Origin of the sequence: Enterococcus sp. DIV2385, from assembly GCF_051711925.1 — a bacterium.
GTDB classification, from domain to species: Bacteria; Bacillota; Bacilli; order Lactobacillales; family Enterococcaceae; genus Enterococcus; species Enterococcus faecalis.
In genome coordinates this window covers 95,364-114,376 of record NZ_JBIONV010000001.1, presented here as the reverse complement: position 1 = coordinate 114,376, position 19,013 = coordinate 95,364, and the positions used below count along the sequence as shown (strand labels likewise).

Below are 19,013 nucleotides of genomic sequence, written 5' to 3'. Positions count from 1 at the left end.
AAATACTATACTTTATTTTGTCACAACCGTTCCTACGATTTCATCGCCGCTCATACTTCCTAAGTTTTCCAAAGAAGTGATAATTGCTTGTTTATTGGGTTGGCTTTCTACAAACTGAATGGCGGCTTCAATTTTCGGTAACATACTACCTGGTGCAAAATGACCCGCTTGTTTGTATTCTTCCAACTCTGCTACAGTGACATTGGTTAATTGTTTTTCATCTGGTTTGCCATAATTAATGCACACATAATCCACGCCAGTTAAAATAACTAGTGCATCCGCATCTACTAATTCTGCTAGTTTTTCAGAAGCAAAATCTTTATCGATTACTGCTTCGACACCTTTTAATTCTTGTCCTACGACAGGGATGCCGCCACCACCACATGAAATGGTAATTATATCATTTTTTATTAAGGTATTAATAGTCTCAGCCTCGTGGATGTCAATTGGCTTAGGACTTGGAACGACTTTGCGCCAGCCACGTCCTGCATCTTCTTTAAAAATAGCACCTGCTTGCATTGCTTCTTTGGCTTCAGCTTCTGTTAAAAATGGACCGATCGGTTTTGTTGGATTTTTGAATGCCTCATCTGCTGGATCTACGACCACCTGTGTTAAAACAGTAGCCACTTGTTTCTTGATTCCTGCTTTGTTTAATTCTTGATTAAGCGCATTGGACAACCAGTAGCCGATACTTCCTTGTGTCATAGCAACACACGTATCTAGCGGCATCGCTGGATTTTTTTCAGAATCAGCTGCTTGTTGTTGCAATAATAGATTACCGACTTGTGGACCATTGCCATGTGAAACAATCAACCGATGCCCTTGTTTAATTAAATGAACTAAATAGGCAGATGTTTGAACTAATGCTTGCTGTTGTGCGTGTGCGCTAGCATCATTTGAAAGGATGGCATTTCCGCCTAGTGCAACGACCATTTTTTTCCCCATTACAAATCCTTCTTTCCTATCATAATAAAGAATAGGCCGCCCTTCAAAAGAATCTCTTAAAGGGCGAAACAACTATTCTTTTTTCAATGTTTTTTCAGTTGCTTCCTACACACGAGGAATGAATAAGTTGCCTAAAGTAGCTGCCATGATCGCTTTAATAGAATGCATTCTGTTTTCTGCTTCTTCAAATTGACGACCATATTTACTGCGGAAGACTTCATCCGTGATTTCCATTTCAGTAATGCCGAATTTTTCAGCAACCATTTCTCCGTATTGTGTTTTCGTATCATGAAAGGCTGGTAAACAGTGTAATACGATTAAATCGCCATCCATGTTTTCGGTTTTTTCTAACATAGCCATATTAATTTGATAAGGTTTCAACAGATTGACACGTTCTTCAAATTTATCTTCTTCACCCATGGACACCCAAACGTCTGTATATAACACGTTGGCTCCTTTAACACCTTTAGCAACGTCGTCTGTAATCATTAATTCTGCACCAGATTCTTTCGCAAATTCTTTTGCGTAATTAACGACTTCATCAGAAGGGAACAATTCTTTTGGTGCACAAATGCGAACATTTACGCCTAAAATAGCACCTGTCACTAACAAGCTGTTTGCCATGTTGTTACGGCCATCGCCGACATATACTAAAGTGATTCCTTCTAAACGACCAAAGTTTTCTTTCACTGTCATAAAGTCCGCAATCATTTGTGTTGGGTGCCATTGATCCGTTAATCCATTCCAAACAGGAACACCAGAATATTTCGCTAAATCTTCCACTACTTCTTGACTAAACCCACGGAACTCAATCCCGTCAAACATACTACCTAAAACAATCGCTGTATCTTCAACAGATTCTTTTTTACCTAATTGAATATCGTTGGCGCCTAAATACTCAGGATGTGCCCCTAAATCAATCGCTGCTGTCGTGAATGCAGAGCGTGTCCGTGTCGAAGTTTTTTCAAATAAAAGAGCGATATTTTTTCCTTCTAAATAGTGATGTGGAATCCCTTTTTTCTTCAATTCTTTTAAGTGAATACTGAAGTCTACCAAATACTCTAATTCTGCTCTTGTAAAATCTTTTTCTGCTAATAAACTACGTCCTTGAAATACTGAATTCATGATGATTCCTCCTATTTTTGGGTGTTTTTTAAAGATCTTCACGGTAAAGTGGCATACTCATACAACGAGGGCCACCACGGCCACGTACTAGTTCACTTCCTGGAATGTAATTCAATTTCACGCCTGCTTCTTCTAGCGCTTTATTCGTAATCGTATTCCGATCGTAAACAACAACTTCCCCAGGGGCAATTGCTAATGTATTTGAACCGTCGTTCCATTGTTCACGGGCTGCTGCTGTTAAATTTCCAGCGCCGCAACGGATTAGTTGAACATTGTCTAAATGCAAGTATTTGCATAAAATGTTATCTAATGTATCTTTTTCTTTTGTAATTTGGATGTCTCCATCTGCTTTTTCAGTGATCGAGTAAACAACCAAGCCGCCTTCGATTTCTGGATGAATCGTAAATTTATCATAGTCAATCATGGTAAAAACGGTATCTAAATGCATGAATTTACGATGTTCACCGATATCAAAAGCCAAGATATTTTTGAACCCTAATTTTTGTTCAAAAATATTTCTCGCAATTTTTTCAATTGACGCGGCATCCGTTCTTTGAGAAATCCCAATGGCCACTACTTCTTTTGAAAGAATTAATTCATCGCCACCTTCAATTCTGGTTGATTCTGAACGATCATAGACTCTAGGAACCTCTTTTCCAGCAAAACGAGGATGATAATCAAAAATGTATTGCCCAAAAATGGTTTCCCGTTGTCGAGTTACTGAATACATATGATTTAAAGAAATCCCGTGCCCCATTGTCGCAAAGTTATCACGTGTGAAGTATAAGTTAGGCATTGGATCAATAATGAATGGATAATCCGCTTCAACCATATCTGTTAAAAATTCTTGCTCATATTTAGGTAATTCTTGTTTTTGAATGCCTGCAATCGCTTTTTGAATCAGTTCTTCGTTGTCGTCAATTTCTAACATTAACTCTCTAACTTTTTCTTTTGCTGATTCGCTGCGAATATTGGCTTCTTCTAAGAATTGGTCAATAAATTGTCGGCGGACCTCTTCATTAATCAACGCTTCAGCAGCTAAGTCCTCTAAATAGACCACTTCGATATCTTTTGATCGTAACAACTCTGCAAATGCATCATGTTCTGCTTGTGCTTTTTCTAAAAACGGAATATCATCAAACAACAGTCTCTCCAGATAATCTGGCATTAAATTTTCTAATTCCTTACCTGGACGATGTAACATCACTGTTTTCAATTTCCCGATTTCAGAAAATACATTAATTGGATGACTCATGTGAAATAACCTCCTCAACTTAATTACAAACACAGAATAACAGACCTGATTAACCTAGGACGTGAGCCATTTGTCAAACAAAATACCAAATATACAACGGTATTCTTTCTTATGCATATTTTCAACCTAAAAGAATGCGCTTTCATAGATATTCTAAAAAAATAATGCATAATTAAATAAAAAAAAATGCATTTATTCAAAAAAAATTATTTCTCCATGCATTTCATAAAGTTATAATCTTATAGAGGTAAAAGGAAGGGAGCCAGAAGTCGTTTTGACTTCTGGCTCCCTTCCTTTTATGCGTTACTTTTTGACAAAGGTGTTGGCTGAATAAATTGTTGAAAATACTGCTCTAGTTCTTGTGCTTTTTCCTCGGATGATGAAACAATAATAACAGTGTCGAAGCCAGCGACAGAACATTTCTTTTCACACAAAGACACTTCATCAAGTACAGCTGAAAACAATGTTGCGTTGTCTGGTAATGTATGAACCACTAGTAAAAAGGCGACACGTTCAACTTTGGTCACTACCTCACGAATTGCTTGTATCAACTGTTCTTTTTTTCGTTCTTCTAAAGAAGTGAATTGTTCAAAAATCGTTAACCGCATCTCGCCAGACTCATCTAATGCTTTGACGACTTTTAATTCCCATAAATCCCGTGAAATCGTTGCTTGTGCGACATTTATCTCGCGCTTTTTTAATTCTCTTAACAACTCATTTTGACTATGAATTACAGTTGTTTGAATGATTTCTTTAATCAAACTTTGGCGTGTTTGCTTATTCACAAATAACACCCTTCCTCCAGACATTTACAAAGCAATACTAGCAGAATCTCTCTAATTAGAATAGAAAAAGGGTCGTTTAGCTAAAAGCTTCTCATTGATTTTGTCGGATATTTCGCATTTAAAAAAGTGAGACTTGCACAATTTAGTAAAACGTTGTACAGTGATTTTAGGGAATTACTGGCACCGTTTTAAATAACAGCAATGATGTTCTTTTGCATGATTAACTGAACTGGAGGAAAGTAATGAACCGATTAAAACGCCAAACGATGATTAAGCGATTGGTCACAGAAAATGAAATCCATACACAAAGTGAATTACTAGCATTATTGGAAAAAGAAAATATTCACACCACACAAGCAACTATTTCTCGTGACATTCGTGAGCTGAATTTAAACAAAGTAGACAATGGTCAAGGAGAAGCCTATTATCGTATCTTGAATAATTCTGCCCTTCGTCCAAAATATAAAACAGATGAAGAACGTCTTGTTGACATTATTATTGAAACTGGTGTTTCTTTAACACAAATAGAGTTCACAAATCTTTTAACCGTCTTACCTGGCAACGGGCAAGCCATTGGGGTTTTAATTGATCGCATACGTATCCACAACCCTCATATCTTGGGCTGCATCGCTGGGGATGATACCATCTTAATTCTTTCAAAAAATAAAGAAGATGCCCTTGAAGTTAACAACTATTTCCAGCAGTATTTGTACCACCCATAATTCATCACTTAGTGAAATCGACTATTTTTTGACATCATTGCTATTTTTATTAAAGATAAATAAAAAAAGGCGTCTCAGTGAAAGCTGAGGCGTTTTCTCATGAGTTTTTCTTTTGAACACCGTCTTTTTTTTGTATAATAATCAAAAAGCAAAGAAAGGGTTTCTTATGACTGAACAATTCATACTCACTTCAAACGATCAACAAACTCAGCTCAATGTACGTCATTGGCCCTGTCCTTCACCCAAAGCCGTAGTTCAATTGATTCACGGCATGGCAGAGCATATCCAACGTTATGATGAATTTGCTCGTTTTTTGAATCAATTAGGGTTTGCCGTAATTGGGCATGATCATCTAGGTCATGGCGAATCTGTACAACCAAGCGCACCGATCTATGGTTTTTTTGGAGAACAAGGGCCTGAAAATGTCGTTACAGATATTCATCAAGTGAAACAATGGGCTATGAATCACTATCCACAATTGCCCTATTTTATGATGGGTCACAGCATGGGGTCTTTCGCCTTGCGCAACTATCTGCAAGACTATCCTGTGACTATGCAAGGAGTCATTTTCATGGGCACTGGAACAAGTCCGTTACCTTTAACCGCCGCATTGCCTTTTATTAAAAAAATGGCCGAGAAACAGCCGAAAAAACCAGCTCCGTTCATTGATAAGCTGGCATTTGGTTCTTTTAGTAAAAAATTTCCTGAAGCAAGTTCCTTTAATTGGCTTTCTAAAAATCAAGCCAATGTGGCTGACTATGAAAATGACCCATTAATGGGCTTCGTATTTACCAACAATGGTTTTGCTACCCTTTTTTCGCTTGTTAAACGAGCAAATCAAAGGAATTGGTACCAAGCGATCCCAAAAGAATTGCCTATTTTAATCATTAGTGGCGCTGAAGACCCAGTTGGTGATTTCAGCAAGGGGCCAGCGAAAATTCAAAAGCAATTAAAGCATGCAGGTTTTCAGCACGTGACGTTACGACTATTTCCCACATTGCGTCATGAAATTTTATTAGAAACGGAAAAAGCAACAGTTTTTCAAGAAATTGGGCATTGGTTAACGGATTTAACGAATTAAAAAAGAAGGTTGATGTCACAACATCAACCTTCTTTTTTAATCTATTTTCGTTAAACCGCCCATATAAGGACGTAGAACTTCTGGAATCGTTACCGTGCCATCTTCATTTTGATAATTTTCCAAAATGGCAGCCACTGTTCGACCAACAGCAAGTCCTGACCCATTAAGAGTATGGGCATATTGAACATGACCCGTTTTATCACGATAACGAATCAACGCCCGACGTGCTTGGAAGTCTTCACAGTTTGAACAAGAACTAATTTCTCGATACGTTTTCTGTGCCGGAATCCAAACTTCTAAATCATAGGTTTTCGCTGCCGAGAAGCCCATGTCACCTGTCGAAAGAGTAATCACTCGATAAGGGAGGCCCAATTTTTCTAAAATGTCTCCAGCATTGTTGGTCATTTTTTCTAATTCTTCATAGGAGTGTTCTGCATCACTAAATTTAACCATTTCTACTTTATGGAACTGGTGTAAACGAATTAATCCTCGGGTATCACGACCTGCACTACCCGCTTCCGAGCGAAAAGAAGGACTTAAAGCAGTAAAATAAATCGGTAACTCTTGCGCATCTAAAATTTCATTATTATAGTAGTTAGTTAATGGGACTTCCGCTGTGGGGATCAGCGTCAAATCACTTTCTGCAACTTGGAAGACATCTTCTTTGAACTTAGGAAACTGACCAGTGCCAAACATTGCTTTACTATTGACCAAATAAGGAGGAATCACCTCGGTATAACCATGTTCATTAACATGTTGATCTAACATAAAATTATAGACCGCTCGTTCTAAACGAGCCCCTAAGTCTTTGTAATAAAGAAAACGGCTACCAGATACTTTCGCGCCTCTTTCAAAATCTAAAATTCCTAAGGCTTCACCGATTTCCAAATGTGGTTTCGGTTCAAATGAAAAAGTTTTCGGCGTACTCCACCGCCGAACTTCTACGTTGGCGGCTTCGTCTGCGCCAACAGGCACGCTCTCATGAGGTAAGTTAGGCAAACGTTCTGCAATGGCTGTGCATTGTTCTTGCAAATGAACAACTTCTTGGTCTAAAACTTTAATTTGCTCGCTAACTTCTTGCATATTTAGCAACTGTTGTGAAGCATCTTTTTGTGCACGCTTTAATTGTGCAATTTCTCCTGATACCTGATTACGGTGTTTTTTCAGTTCTTCAACTTTAACAAGTAACGCTCTCCGTTCTTCATCTAAAGCCAAAAAGCGTAATAAAACTTCCTCGTCCACACCACGTGTTTTTAACTTTTTCTGTACCACTTCTACATTTTGGCGAATTTTTTTCATATCCAGCATCTTATTTCCCTCTTCATGATTAAATTTTAAACAATGGTGAATTTTACTTTTTCAAAAATTTCATTCTTCATTCGTTGGCCAGTCGCTGTGCCAGCTAAGCCACCTAAACCCGTTTCTCTCAATTCTCGTGGTAATTGACGGCCGACTTTATTCATGGCTTCCACCACTTCATCTGCTGGTATTTTATTTACAATTCCAGCTAAAGCCATATCTGCAGCGATTAACGCATTGCCTGCACCTACTGTATTTCGTTTGACACAAGGAATTTCGACTAACCCAGCCACTGGGTCACAAACTAAACCTAATAAATTCCCTAAAGCCATAGCAAAAGCTTCAGAAGATTGGCGTGGTGTTCCGCCAGCCGCTTCAACAGCTGCAGCGGCGGCCATCGCTGAAGCACTGCCTACTTCGGCTTGACATCCACCAACAGCACCAGCAATCATCGCATTGTTGGCTGTGACCATTCCAAATAAAGAACTGGTAAACAAGAAACGAATTTGTTGATCACGCGTTAAATTCAAGGTATTTTTAATCGCTGTTAAAACCCCTGGTAAGGTGCCACTTGCACCAGCGGTTGGCGTTGCGCAAACAACGCCCATTGCTGCATTGACTTCATTAGTACCTAGTGCGGCTTGAACTGCAGACATCATTAAATCACCTGATAACGTTTTGCCAGCTGCGCGGTATTTTTTTAAACGAGCCGCATCACCGCCCGTTAACCCAGTAGGAGAAAAAACGCCCGCTCCTTCTTGCGAGCGTTTGACAGCAGCATCCATGACATCCAAATTTTGACCCATCTGTGTCCAAATTTCTTCATAGCTTTTTTGGCTACGCTCCATTTCTTGCTCAATCATCAAATCAGAGATTTTTTTTCCTGTTTTTTCAGCTTTATCGATAAATTCTTCAATCGAAAGGTACATATGTCAAACTCCTATCATAATAAGATTATTTTCGATGTGTCATCTAGTGAAAACAGTTGTTCTTTCACCGAGGAAATTGGTGCCGAATCTAAGTCAAAGATGAATAAAATTTGATTCCCTTCCACATAACGAGACACCGCATTCACTTGAATATTATTTTTTTGTAACGTATCTTTAAAAGCTTGCATCGCCTGCTCTTCTTGATTAATGACTAACAAAATAGGTAAAGGACCATGTAGTTGGACATTGAAACCGTCTAATTCAATGTATTTCACCTCGATAGTGCCGCCACCTACAGAAATTCCTGTTAAATGAATTTCGTGCGTTGCATCACTGAGTGTCACACATGCTGTATTAGCATGCTTCACTGGACTTTCTTCACTCATTTCTAAAAATTGAATCTCAATTCCTTGTTCTTCCGCAAGTTCAATGGATTGTGTTACGTTGGCATCATCTGCTGCTAGTCCAAGAATTCCGCCAATAATTGCAAAATCAGTCCCATGTCCTTTATGCGTGTCTGCAAAAGATTCATAGTATTTAATCACAATTTTTTCTGGTGTTCCGCCGAATAACTTTCTTGCCGCTAAGCCAATTGCTAAGGCCCCAGCTGTATGCGAACTAGAAGGACCAATCATAATAGGACCAATAATGTCAAAACAACTTTTGTAGTTCATTACTTTGTTCACTTTTTTAGGTTTATTGATGGCCATAGCTGTGTTCATACGTAACTCCTCCTTTGGTTTTTACTGCTTCTTTTTCACTGGTTACTTCCGTCGTTCCTTCAAATTCTGGTGTATTATCCACCGCTTCAATTCTGTAACGTTTAAAGACCAGCGCACCTAAAAATCCAAACATCAGACTGACCACTGTGATAATCGCTACTGCTAGTAAAGTCGTTTGAATGGCATTGTTACCTAATGTCACAAGTAAACCAGCCCACGGTGTTGCCATTCCTGTCACAGGTACTTTTAAGCCAAAGAAAGTCACTACAATACCACTAACCATTCCTGAAAATAAATTCGTTGCATAAATAGGTATTGGATTGGAGCTGATGATATCGACTTGTGTTAATGGCTCAATTGCCACAGCTAACGGGGTTGAAGCTGTGCCTAGTTTTAACTTTTTAAATAGCGCCGCATTGACAATGGAACTGCCGTAACAAGTCAACGCACCGACAGCCATTGGTACACCAGTCAAACCAATCAAGGCAGTTAAAACCATTGAACTTAACGGTGTCATACCAACAATCGGGATAATAGCACCTAAAATTGCGCCCATCACATATGGATTGCCATCTACTGCACTTAAAATCGTGCCCCCAATAACTTCTAGGACACCTAATACAACGGGTTGAATAAAACCAGCAACTAACGAAGCAGCAACTGGAATGACTAAAATAACGACTAATAAGTCAATCCCTTCTGGAATACGTTTTTGCATCTGCTCAACAACAAAAGATAAAAGATACGCGGTAATAAAAGCTGGTAACAAGCTGACTTTAATCAATGACAGACCTAAAATAATTGAAAAAACTGGACTAATCCCGAAAGCCAGCGGCACAAGAGCTCCAGCTGCTAAACCACCTAGACTACCCATAGTTTCACCAATTTGCGACACATAATCTAAATGAAAAACGCCGCCTACTGCATACCGCAAAAATGCCTCTGGTAGAAAGGTGGCACAAGCTGCACCAGACAAAGCACTTAAAGATTTTTTCCCTCGCGGTGCTTTAAAAGAGAATAGGGACATGCCACATAAAACTAAGACTAACATCAAGATTCCTGATAACGTTTTCATTTCTTTGCCTCCAACTATATTTTTTTATAACGGATGGTACTCCTGAATAAAATTTTTATTGCTCAACAAGTGAAAGAATGAGCGAGCATTCCGATGAACTAAAGTACAATGAGTAACAAAAATTTCATTCCACATTCAGAGTATACGACTAAACAAAAGTTTAGTCAATGTATTTTTTTAACGTAAAGAATCTTATTGCTTTTCCATAAAAAAAGTATTACACTAAAATTAATTTCAGTGTAGGGGAGGATATCACTTGGAGTCATATTTACGTTTAAGTGAAGTAGATAAACAAATCTTACATTCACATGCCTTAATGCTTGATGGATTAGGGAACTTCTTTGGTAGTACCCATGAAGTCATTCTTCATAGTTTAGAAAATTTGGAAAGTTCAGCTATCAAAGTCATCAATGGCCATTTCAGTAACCGCAAGGAAGGTGCCCCCATTACTGATATGGCGTTAAAAATGTTAAGTCAAGTAGAGTCGGAACATGATTACGCTGTGAAACCCTACTACAATAAAAATCAAAAAGGGGTTATTTTAAAATCTTCCACCATTCCAGTTATCGGTGAAAATGATCGTATTATTGGATTGATCTGTATTAATATGCATTTAGAAATGCCATTAATTGATTACTTGCAAGACTTATTACCTTCAGGACAACAAAATGATATGTCCCAAGAGCTTAAAAATTCTGAACATTTTTCTGACAATATTGACGAATTAATCACTACTTCACTGACAAAAGTAAAACAAGCAGTAGAAAGCGATCCAAATGTATCACATTTGAATCAAAATAAAGAAATTGTTATTCGTTTATATGATCAAGGAATTTTTAATCTCAAAGATTCTGTCATAAAGATTGCCGATCGATTAGGTATTTCAAAAAATACCATCTATTTACATATCCGCAATCATAAAAAAGAAGAAGCTTAAAACATCAAAGCCACCAACGCTAACTAGCGTTGGTGGCTTTGATCACTTCTCTTCTATTTTAATTTGGTAAATCAAACAAGTAAGGTGTCCCTATCTCTCCATTTAACGTAACATCTAAGCGATTTTTTGTGCCGGGAACTAAATTACTGGCTGTGAAATTCCCTTGGGCATCCGCAGTAAAACTTGCTAGAATCACCCGCGCATCATCTGCACGTGACACTAAAATAGTTGCATTCGGTGCTGTTTTACCAGAAATTGTCCCTTGTTTCGGATCAATCGTAATATTGCTAAAAGAAAGCGCTGCTTCTTGTCCTGAACTTGGAATATCAATTTGGACAGGTGCACTATTCCGTTGATCAACGGTTGCGATTAATTGAGTAGTCGCTCCCGCTCTGGGACTAATTACTGTAAAATTGCCATTGGCATCCGCATAAAAAACACCTGCTTGTGCAGAAGCATCACCGACTACCGTTGCTGTAATGGTTGCATTAGGTAATGTAGTACCATTAATTTCATTTCTTTCAGGATTGAAAACAACATTGGTAATTGTAATGTTTGTATCAGGTGCTTGGTTTTGAGGGACTTCATTCGTTTCATCAGTTCCTGCAGAAGGCTGCGTGGCATTTTCTGACGGATTTTCCCCTGTCACATTAGAATTTTGACCCGTGACAGACGAATGACTACTTTTCATTTCTTGTTGACTAGAGGATTTCTGCGTGGCTTTCTTTGTTTCTTGCTTTGGCTTAGAATCATTTGTGCTTGCTGTTTTTTTGTTTCCACATCCTGCTAGACTTAAAGACAATACACTGAACGTTAACATACTGAACAAAGCAATTTTTTTCATTTTTCGTTACCTCCAGAAATCTTTTTGTAACATTAATGTAACATTTTTTAAAAATCTAGCAATAATTTTTCAACCGTTTTCCTTTTTGTTTAAAAAGAAAAAACCTGCACAAAGGCATTTAGCCTTTGTGCAGGTTTTTATCTGCTAAATGGATTTAATGTTTGCGATAGCTTAAATAGTAAAAGCCAGAAACAAAAATAGCGCCACCAATGATATTACCTAAATAAACAAAAATAAAATTACGGAAAAAGTCTCCCCACTGAACGCCGCCTTCAAAAATTGCGGCTGGAATGATGAATGCATTCGCCACACTATGCTGAAAGCCAATTGCAACAAAAATCATTACTGGAAACCAGATGCCTAATAGTTTCCCCGCTGCATCTTTCGCACCATAACAAAGCCATAAGGCCAGACCTACGAACCAGTTACAGCCAATACCTGAAATAATTGCTTGAAGCCAAGTTGCTGCAACTTTATGTTCTGCAAGAGAAAGAACCTGATTTAAATAGGCGCCGCTACTGGTTAAACCTAAATAATGGCCAAAAAAATAGGCAACAAATAGGGCGCCAACCATATTTGCCAATGTAATTGTGACCCAGTTCACGAGTAATTCTCTGAAAGAGACCTTTTTAGCAAACCAAGCCGTACTCACCGCCATCATATTTCCTGTGATTAACTCACCACCAGCCATTAAAATAACAATTAGACCAATCGGGAAAACCGCAGCTCCCACTAAAGCTTGAACACTGGCTAAATCTGCTGGAATAGAGGCGGAAACACGCACATAAGCCAAATAGCCGAGGGAAATCATGGCACCGCCGATAAATCCTAAAATGAGTTTTGCTACCAAAGGCTTTTGAATTTTTTTCTGACCATTTTCAATACTAATACTTAAAATTTCATCTGGTGTATACAAATATTTCACTTCCTTTGTTTTTTGTCCTCCTTTACTTTACCCTTATATCACAGAAATTCAAGTGCTTTTGTGTATTTTTTCACTAAAAACTGTAGTTCTTTTAATTTTATATGAAAACATCCTGAAACAAGTCCTATTTCTTGTTTCAGGATGTTTACTTATCCGTTTTTAAAGAGTTATCTTTTCACTTTAAAACAATAGGTTGCTATGGCTAACGATAAAAAGCTTAGGCCTAGGAAGCTCACAACTGCTGAAGATTGTTCCCCTGTTTTGGGGAATTTTTTCTTGGCAATTTTGGTCGTATTATCCGCTTTTTTGACTGTTCCTGACGATTCTTTATTTGTCCGTATCTGTTTAGTTGCTTGGTTTTCTGCTACTGATTCCTTTGTTTGACTAGCCTTGGCAGAGGGCTTTGAATTACTTTGAGCGTCATTAGGATCTTGATTAGACTCTACCGCGTAAATGAAAGAATTCTGGCCTTTGCTTTGACTGTTTTCGTTTACAGTGCTTGGAGTGCTACTCTCACTTGTACTGTTGGTTTCGCTGGTTGTGCTTGGCGTGTTGCTTTCACTCGTACTACTGCTCTCACTTGTCGTGCTTGGCGTGCTGCTTTCACTCGTACTACTGCTTTCACTTGTTGTGCTTGGCGTGCTGCTTTCACTCGTACTACTGCTCTCACTTGTCGTGCTTGGCGTGCTGCTTTCACTCGTACTACTGCTTTCACTTGTTGTGCTTGGCGTGCTGCTTTCACTCGTACTACTGCTCTCACTTGTCGTGCTTGGCGTGCTGCTTTCACTCGTACTACTGCTTTCACTTGTTGTGCTTGGCGTGCTGCTTTCACTCGTACTACTGCTCTCACTTGTCGTGCTTGGCGTGCTGCTTTCACTCGTACTACTGCTCTCACTTGGCGTGCTTGGCGTGCTTGGCGTGCTGCTTTCGCTGGTACTACTGCTTTCACTTGTTGTGCTTGAGGTGCTGCTTTCGCTGGTACTACTGCTTTCATTTGTCGTGCTTGAGGTGCTGCTTTCGCTTGTGTTACTAGTTGTCTCTATTGATTTTTCAACTAACAGAAGTAACGCCGTTTTTATAGTTTGTGTTAATTGATTAATACGCTTTTGTGCATCTGCAGGCGTTTTAAAGCCACCAAGTGTTGGCTCTAATAATTCTTCATCTGACCAAGCAAGCAGTTGTTGTAACTGCTTAGAGCTTCCTTCGCCAGTTGTTGTATCTATTAAGGCTTCTTGCATGGCTTGCCAAGAGTCTTTGGTATATACAGATTCGTCTAATTTATGAACGCTTGCAAGTTCATTTTCTGCTTCTGTACGCTCTAGCGTGATATCGGCTTTTTTGACTAATACTTTCATTGCAAATTGCAAATTACTTGTTAACTGATCCACTTGTTCTTGAGTTTTGTCCCCACTCACCTGACCTTCTGCTAACAATTGTGTCGCCTGCTGATAATAGGAAGGAACAATCGTTTTAGGCCCAATGGCAGTGAATAGCTGCCAAGAGTAAACCGTATATTGGTTTGCTTCACCAATCGAAGCATAAACGGTTTGTAGTCGGGACAAATCAAGCTTTTTTGCAGGGGCCTCTACCGTCACCGGTACGTTCACTGTTACCAATGAACCTGTTTCATAAGTTAATTGAACAGTCACTTTTTGTTGGCCGATTTCATTTAAAACCTCTGGATTGACGATTTTAGCAGTTGGGACTGCTTCATCCGCGTCATTTGTATTAGCAACCAGTTGCTGCGGATCGATTGATTGTCCTTGCACAATCGTTGTAGCCACAGGGGTTGCTAAAGTATTTCTAACCGGAATTGGCGTATTTTTATATTGCTCATAAAGTGTTGGTGAAATTAACGATTCCCATGTTGCTGGCATTAAGCGATAGTCTGCCTCTGTCCAATTTTCTACTAATAATTGGCCGTTTTTAAGGCCATCATCTCGAGTATTGTCTTTCACAAAACTCGTTTCTGGTCGGAAACCACCGCCACTAGCGATTAACAATTCCCGACGTCGATTTTGCGGAATATTATGGTAGTTAACAAACTGATTGTTGATAAATACGCCATTGAACACATTGTTATTCCCTGTATGTCGATTGTATTCCATCCCAATTGCATATTGATTGTCCCAATACTTCCAATCAAAAATGTTATTAGCCACTAGCCAGTTGGATAATTCTGAAATAGCTCCCTCTGCTTGCGTTTCTGCCAAACCAATCTCTGGTGTTCCATACATAATGAGACCTGTATTTCGCAAATAATTATTCATAATCGTAATATTACGGCCTGATTTAAATTTAAATCCGCCAGCTGGACCATTTTGTAGTCCACGTAAATGATTCCCCACCACCGTGATGTTTTGAGCGCCACGGAAATAAATTGCATGATCTCCCACCAGACCATTCAAGTCTTCATTATCATAAGGTGAATAGAAAAAATTATGTTGAACAGTTACATCCTTCAGCATATTAAAAGAATTAACCCCGGTGGATAGATAGTTTTGTTCATTAGGTACTGAAATAGCACCAGCTTCAATGGCTGTTTGCAAACGTGTAATAGTCGCTGCTAAATCTGAACGACTGGTACTTTTAATTGCATCTAATTCTGTCACTTTTAACCCAAATAGATTGTCCACGATGTCTACATCTGACATATACTGGAAGCGACTTGGTGTTGAATAACCACCAATGTAAATCGCTCGGTTAAAATCAATCTTGGGTTGCATGTGTGCTGTGTCTCGCATGAAAATATTGCCTGAAATCTTAACGCCAATGTCTGCATTTAAATTGACCACAAATCCTTTTAATGGATTATAGAAGATATTGTTTGCTAGCGTTAATTGATTCGTCAATTTCAAGGTCACATTGATGCCATCAAAAGCAATATTTTGAAGTCGTACATTGGTTTTCGTTCCGTACGTAGTGTCTTTCAGTTGAATCGGTGTACCTGTAGCATTATGTAAAATAGTGGCTCCTGTTGTATCGCCAATTAATTGATAATTTGAAGAAATCGTAATATCTTTTGACAAAGCATAACTTCCCTGTGGTAAAAATAATGCGTTTCCTTCCTTTGCTGTCTGACTCAGCAACGTCTGTAACTTATCTGATTGATCTTCTGCACTATTAGGCACCATCGCTTGCGTACCAAAAATCGTTGTATCTGTTGCATTAACTGGTTCAACCGCTTCGGTCACCATTGGTAGACCAACCACTGTTAATAAACCAAACAGAAGTATGAGCATTGTTTTCTTCATGGAGTTCCCTCTTTTCATTCCGTTACTTCTAACGGCTTATTTTGTAAAAGTTGATACAGCGTAATGACATGACTGTCTTCGTATGCATAAATTTTTTTGAATTTTGGATTCATATGTAAAACACTTGTTACCTTTAACAAGTTTTGATTTGTGACTTCTAATTCTAAAGCCTCAACCAATTCTTTTAATCGGACACCAGCACTATTTTCTTCACAACTTAAGATTTCTTCAATTTGTTCCATCCGTTTTTTCATTCTATCCCGCCTTCCTTCCCTTGCTCTTTCTATTATATAGAAAAATTCTTGTGAGAACCCTCAATATTTTTTAACCACCTGTTAAAAAAAGTAGTAGTTCCTTTGCTATCAATAGCTAATCATCTATTATTTACGATAAAAAAAGCAAAAAAAGTACCTTTTTGACATAATTTTCAGAAGAATTGACGCAGTATTTATTAAAAAACAACGAGAAAACGTCAATAAGTAGGTGTTGATTACCTACTTATTGACGTTTTCTTCTTGTCTTTTTTTACTTTTTAGAAAAATTTTTTTACAATTTATGGGACATATGCATCAAAAAAGCCCATTTTTTTGATTTTTTATTAAAGTGACGTGGTTCTTTTCTCGTTAATTTTTACTATTTTTTGGTTCAAACGATTATATTGCTCAAACGTTAACTCACTTGAAAGTAAAAAGATCTCTGGATGACCCGTTTCCACATCTGCCAAAGAAGTCACTAATAGTAAATCAATATTTTGCCATTCTTCTTTGCTTGCTTCACTGTATCGTAAAACTTCCAATGCATAAAACCGACGAAAATTATTTTCAATCGAAAGTTTCACCCGTTCTTCTTCCAGTACTGGCAAGCCTGATTTTAAACCTAAAACAATTTTTTGTTCGCGATGAATTAAATCATCGGAAAGCGCCAAAACACTAGAATAACGCAGAGCCAAAAATTCTTTATTTGTAAATAATTCATTGCCTGTTTGTTCGTAAAGTTGATTTAAGCCTTGGCTTAATTCTTCTAAAAGAACTGGATATTTTTCTTTAACTTTATTCCAAAAGACATTGTACATTTTCACATTTTGGACATAGTAAAGTTCGGCAAATAAATGTGTAGCAAACAAATAATAAAAAATTTGCGGACGAATTTTCTCCAATTGCGGCGTCATGTGTATTTCTTCTAATAAGAAATGTTGGACTAAATGAGTCAACATGTAAACAGGCGCTTCAGACTCATCAAAATGCGCTAAAATTGCTTGTGCAGTGGCTTCATCTTGATAAAATTGGTCATTGGCTAACAAGAAAAAGTACACAAAAGTTAAATCGTTTTTATTAAGGAAAAGGGTGGTAGCTGTCATCTCTTCTATAAATGCTTGGTAATGTTTATTTCCTTCTAAATAGGTTTCTTGCTCGGCTGAAGGTCGGTATTCAGCACCTTGCGCACTCCGGACTTTTGAGATAGCGACCATATACTTAACTCGGCGTAACACCGTTTCCGCAACTTCTACGTTGAAAAAAGCCATCACTTTTTGGACGGTTTGTGCGACTTCCGTTTCTTGTATATAGTCAAAAGGCCAAGTATCACGGATTAAGTCCATAAAAATAGTGTAAGCAAAATGGCGCAAATACGCTTCATTGCCTTCAATTTTCCAGGTGCTTTTATTAATCACTAACCCCAATGGCGCTAAAATTTCTGTAAACCCTTTAAGCAAGCGCCGAATCGTGGCATCACTGGTATGATATTTTGCTGTCGCTGGCACAATCCCATTAAATCGACCCCAGAATAAATCTTCCATTACTTGATAAGTTAAACTATCCCGAAAAATTGCTGTATAAAGTTTCTGGAAGGCTTGGCTAGACGCCAAGTTCAAGCGATAACCATGCCCCTTTTCAAAAGCCAAAGAAGCATCATTATCCACAGCATAATACGTAATGTCATCTTTTAGAAGTTCTACGTATTTTTTGACTGATTTTTTGTTTAATTGTAATTCTTCTGCTAACTCATTGATGTCAATCCAGCCTTCATTAATTGGCAAGTTTCTTAAAATAATAATTTTAGAAACGACATCTGTATCGAATATATCAACATATTCATCCCATTTCACTGTTCACTCAACTGCCTCTCTTCTGTTCTATTGTACACAAAATGAGAAATCTATTCCACGAAAAAATAACAGTTGTTTCTTTTATTCTTTCGTAGATGTGGACGTTTCAGGAACAAACACGTTGAGTCCCCCAGCTTCCACCGTTACTTTAATCGGTAAATCATCGGTAGGGTCGCCATCTGTTCGTGTTTGGACTTTCTTGTCTTTTTCGCCACTAATTTTAAATTGACTCCCAGAGAAATACACGACACCAGGAATTTCATTTAATTGTCCTCTGATAATTTTAGGTAAATAATAGACAAACTTGTAAAAAACTAACTTAGGCAAAATGATAATGTGCACTTCGCCGTCATCTGGCGTAGCATTGGCATCGAAATTGGTAAAGCCGCCAGCAGAATTCGTCATGGTCATCGTTAATAATTGGGCTTTGCCATGCCAACGTCTTTCATCGCCATCAATTTTTAGTTTGTATTTTTTCTTTTTCATTAATAAGCGGAAAAATTGCTTTGTAAAGGCTAAAGGACCATATTTTTGTTTCTCCTGTTGGGTCACATTTGCTGCTGTGTCCGCTAATAGTCCAATTGTTAAGGTCGAAATCATCACATCTTGATTTACCATCCCAAAGTCAACTGGCGTGGTCTGTCCTGCCAAAATAGTCTCAAAGGCGTCTTCTTCTTTCAAAGGAATACTTAACACACGTGCAAAATTATTGACTGTTCCACCTGGAATAATCCCTATTTGATAGTCACGAATGGTGTCTTTAAAATTTTGAACGGCATGATGAATGGTCCCGTCACCACCAATAACGACCAAGACACCCACTTGATTTTCTTTGGCATTTTTCCGCATTTCTTCAGGATCAATGTCTGGATTAGAAGGTTGCAAAATAACCGCTTCCCCTTTCGCTTCTGCAGCTTTTTTAAAGCGTTCTGCAATCTCTTTACTTTCACTACTTCCTGAAGTTTCGTTGTATAAAACCATCATCTTTTTCATCATTCTATCCTCATATCT

17 protein-coding genes are annotated in these 19,013 nt (G+C 38.2%); 3 read left to right on the top strand and 14 right to left on the bottom strand.

What is annotated here, in order from left to right:
* Positions 1–12: 12 nt before the first annotated feature.
* The 4 genes from arcC to IGM04_RS00465 form a co-directional block, all read right to left on the bottom strand.
* A complete protein-coding gene (gene arcC, locus IGM04_RS00480; RefSeq protein WP_002356132.1) occupies positions 13–945 on the bottom strand; it encodes a carbamate kinase in 933 nt (310 codons plus the stop codon).
* A gap of 105 nt (positions 946–1,050) precedes the next feature.
* Positions 1,051–2,073: an ornithine carbamoyltransferase gene (gene argF, locus IGM04_RS00475; protein WP_160747730.1), complete on the bottom strand. Its 1,023-nt coding sequence runs from the start codon at positions 2,071–2,073 to the stop codon at positions 1,051–1,053.
* 25 nt (positions 2,074–2,098) lie between these two features.
* Positions 2,099–3,325, bottom strand: a complete 1,227-nt coding sequence (gene arcA / locus IGM04_RS00470; protein ID WP_002356129.1) for an arginine deiminase — start codon at positions 3,323–3,325, stop codon at positions 2,099–2,101.
* 296 nt (positions 3,326–3,621) lie between these two features.
* Positions 3,622–4,134, bottom strand: a complete 513-nt coding sequence (locus IGM04_RS00465; protein ID WP_002387472.1) for an arginine repressor — start codon at positions 4,132–4,134, stop codon at positions 3,622–3,624.
* Positions 4,135–4,352: 218 nt separating this feature from the next.
* Between IGM04_RS00465 and IGM04_RS00460 the strand changes: the two genes are divergently transcribed.
* Together IGM04_RS00460 and IGM04_RS00455 are read left to right on the top strand one after the other, a co-directional pair.
* Entirely contained in the window at positions 4,353–4,832 is a 480-nt protein-coding gene (locus tag IGM04_RS00460) for an arginine repressor (RefSeq protein ID WP_002356125.1), read from the top strand.
* Between the two features lie 130 nt (positions 4,833–4,962).
* Positions 4,963–5,913 (top strand): alpha/beta hydrolase, encoded by a 951-nt coding sequence (locus tag IGM04_RS00455; protein ID WP_016614437.1) that lies wholly within the window; start codon positions 4,963–4,965, stop codon positions 5,911–5,913.
* Positions 5,914–5,949: 36 nt separating this feature from the next.
* Here IGM04_RS00455 and serS read toward each other — a convergent pair whose 3' ends face one another.
* Genes serS through IGM04_RS00435 form a run of 4 tightly spaced genes read right to left on the bottom strand, consistent with a single transcriptional unit; the run spans position 5,950 to position 9,938 of the window.
* Positions 5,950–7,221: a serine--tRNA ligase gene (gene serS / locus IGM04_RS00450; RefSeq protein WP_086317575.1), complete on the bottom strand. Its 1,272-nt coding sequence runs from the start codon at positions 7,219–7,221 to the stop codon at positions 5,950–5,952.
* 26 nt (positions 7,222–7,247) lie between these two features.
* The gene (gene sdaAA / locus IGM04_RS00445) at positions 7,248–8,141 is read right to left on the bottom strand and encodes an L-serine ammonia-lyase, iron-sulfur-dependent, subunit alpha (protein ID WP_002356122.1); all 894 of its coding nucleotides are present in this window, start codon (positions 8,139–8,141) and stop codon (positions 7,248–7,250) included.
* A 14-nt stretch (positions 8,142–8,155) separates the two neighbouring features.
* Positions 8,156–8,851 (bottom strand): L-serine ammonia-lyase, iron-sulfur-dependent subunit beta, encoded by a 696-nt coding sequence (gene sdaAB, locus IGM04_RS00440; RefSeq protein WP_002387470.1) that lies wholly within the window; start codon positions 8,849–8,851, stop codon positions 8,156–8,158.
* Positions 8,838–9,938, bottom strand: coding sequence for a PTS sugar transporter subunit IIC (locus IGM04_RS00435; protein WP_002386389.1), 1,101 nt, complete (start codon positions 9,936–9,938; stop codon positions 8,838–8,840). The genes sdaAB and IGM04_RS00435 overlap by 14 nt, the downstream gene beginning before the upstream one ends.
* 316 nt (positions 9,939–10,254) lie before the next feature.
* Between IGM04_RS00435 and IGM04_RS00430 the strand changes: the two genes are divergently transcribed.
* The gene (locus IGM04_RS00430; RefSeq protein WP_002383467.1) at positions 10,255–10,875 is read left to right on the top strand and encodes a helix-turn-helix transcriptional regulator; all 621 of its coding nucleotides are present in this window, start codon (positions 10,255–10,257) and stop codon (positions 10,873–10,875) included.
* Between the two features lie 58 nt (positions 10,876–10,933).
* Here the strand turns inward: IGM04_RS00430 and IGM04_RS00425 are convergent, their stop codons facing one another.
* The 6 genes from IGM04_RS00425 to IGM04_RS00400 all read right to left on the bottom strand — a co-directional run bounded on the left by IGM04_RS00425 (position 10,934) and on the right by IGM04_RS00400 (position 18,998).
* A complete protein-coding gene (locus IGM04_RS00425) occupies positions 10,934–11,719 on the bottom strand; it encodes a lipoprotein (protein WP_002356118.1) in 786 nt (261 codons plus the stop codon).
* A gap of 154 nt (positions 11,720–11,873) precedes the next feature.
* Positions 11,874–12,635, bottom strand: coding sequence for a formate/nitrite transporter family protein (locus IGM04_RS00420; RefSeq protein WP_002389593.1), 762 nt, complete (start codon positions 12,633–12,635; stop codon positions 11,874–11,876).
* Between the two features lie 176 nt (positions 12,636–12,811).
* On the bottom strand, positions 12,812–15,916 hold the full coding sequence (locus IGM04_RS00415) for a glycosyl hydrolase family 28-related protein (protein ID WP_438756588.1): 3,105 nt from the start codon (positions 15,914–15,916) through the stop codon (positions 12,812–12,814).
* Complete coding sequence (locus IGM04_RS00410) at positions 15,913–16,152, bottom strand: hypothetical protein (protein WP_086317573.1); 240 nt, start codon at positions 16,150–16,152, stop codon at positions 15,913–15,915. The genes IGM04_RS00415 and IGM04_RS00410 overlap by 4 nt, the downstream gene beginning before the upstream one ends.
* Positions 16,153–16,496: 344 nt before the next feature.
* On the bottom strand, positions 16,497–18,002 hold the full coding sequence (locus tag IGM04_RS00405; RefSeq protein WP_086317572.1) for a helix-turn-helix domain-containing protein: 1,506 nt from the start codon (positions 18,000–18,002) through the stop codon (positions 16,497–16,499).
* Between the two features lie 81 nt (positions 18,003–18,083).
* Positions 18,084–18,998, bottom strand: coding sequence for a diacylglycerol/lipid kinase family protein (locus tag IGM04_RS00400; protein ID WP_002407569.1), 915 nt, complete (start codon positions 18,996–18,998; stop codon positions 18,084–18,086).
* Positions 18,999–19,013 lie beyond the last annotated feature (15 nt).

Bases quoted from the DNA above. Each gene is read 5' to 3' on its own strand.
- arcC (WP_002356132.1), bottom strand. From the start codon at position 945: ATGGGGAAAAAAATGGTCGTTGCACTAGGCGGAAATGCCATCCTTTCA.
- arcA (WP_002356129.1), bottom strand. From the start codon at position 3,325: ATGAGTCATCCAATTAATGTATTTTCTGAAATCGGGAAATTGAAAACA.
- IGM04_RS00465 (WP_002387472.1), bottom strand. From the start codon at position 4,134: ATGTCTGGAGGAAGGGTGTTATTTGTGAATAAGCAAACACGCCAAAGT.
- IGM04_RS00460 (WP_002356125.1), top strand. From the start codon at position 4,353: ATGAACCGATTAAAACGCCAAACGATGATTAAGCGATTGGTCACAGAA.
- serS (WP_086317575.1), bottom strand. From the start codon at position 7,221: ATGCTGGATATGAAAAAAATTCGCCAAAATGTAGAAGTGGTACAGAAA.
- sdaAA (WP_002356122.1), bottom strand. From the start codon at position 8,141: ATGTACCTTTCGATTGAAGAATTTATCGATAAAGCTGAAAAAACAGGA.
- sdaAB (WP_002387470.1), bottom strand. From the start codon at position 8,851: ATGGCCATCAATAAACCTAAAAAAGTGAACAAAGTAATGAACTACAAA.
- IGM04_RS00435 (WP_002386389.1), bottom strand. From the start codon at position 9,938: ATGAAAACGTTATCAGGAATCTTGATGTTAGTCTTAGTTTTATGTGGC.
- IGM04_RS00430 (WP_002383467.1), top strand. From the start codon at position 10,255: ATGCTTGATGGATTAGGGAACTTCTTTGGTAGTACCCATGAAGTCATT.
- IGM04_RS00425 (WP_002356118.1), bottom strand. From the start codon at position 11,719: ATGAAAAAAATTGCTTTGTTCAGTATGTTAACGTTCAGTGTATTGTCT.
- IGM04_RS00415 (WP_438756588.1), bottom strand. From the start codon at position 15,916: ATGAAAAGAGGGAACTCCATGAAGAAAACAATGCTCATACTTCTGTTT.
- IGM04_RS00410 (WP_086317573.1), bottom strand. From the start codon at position 16,152: ATGAAAAAACGGATGGAACAAATTGAAGAAATCTTAAGTTGTGAAGAA.
- IGM04_RS00400 (WP_002407569.1), bottom strand. From the start codon at position 18,998: ATGATGAAAAAGATGATGGTTTTATACAACGAAACTTCAGGAAGTAGT.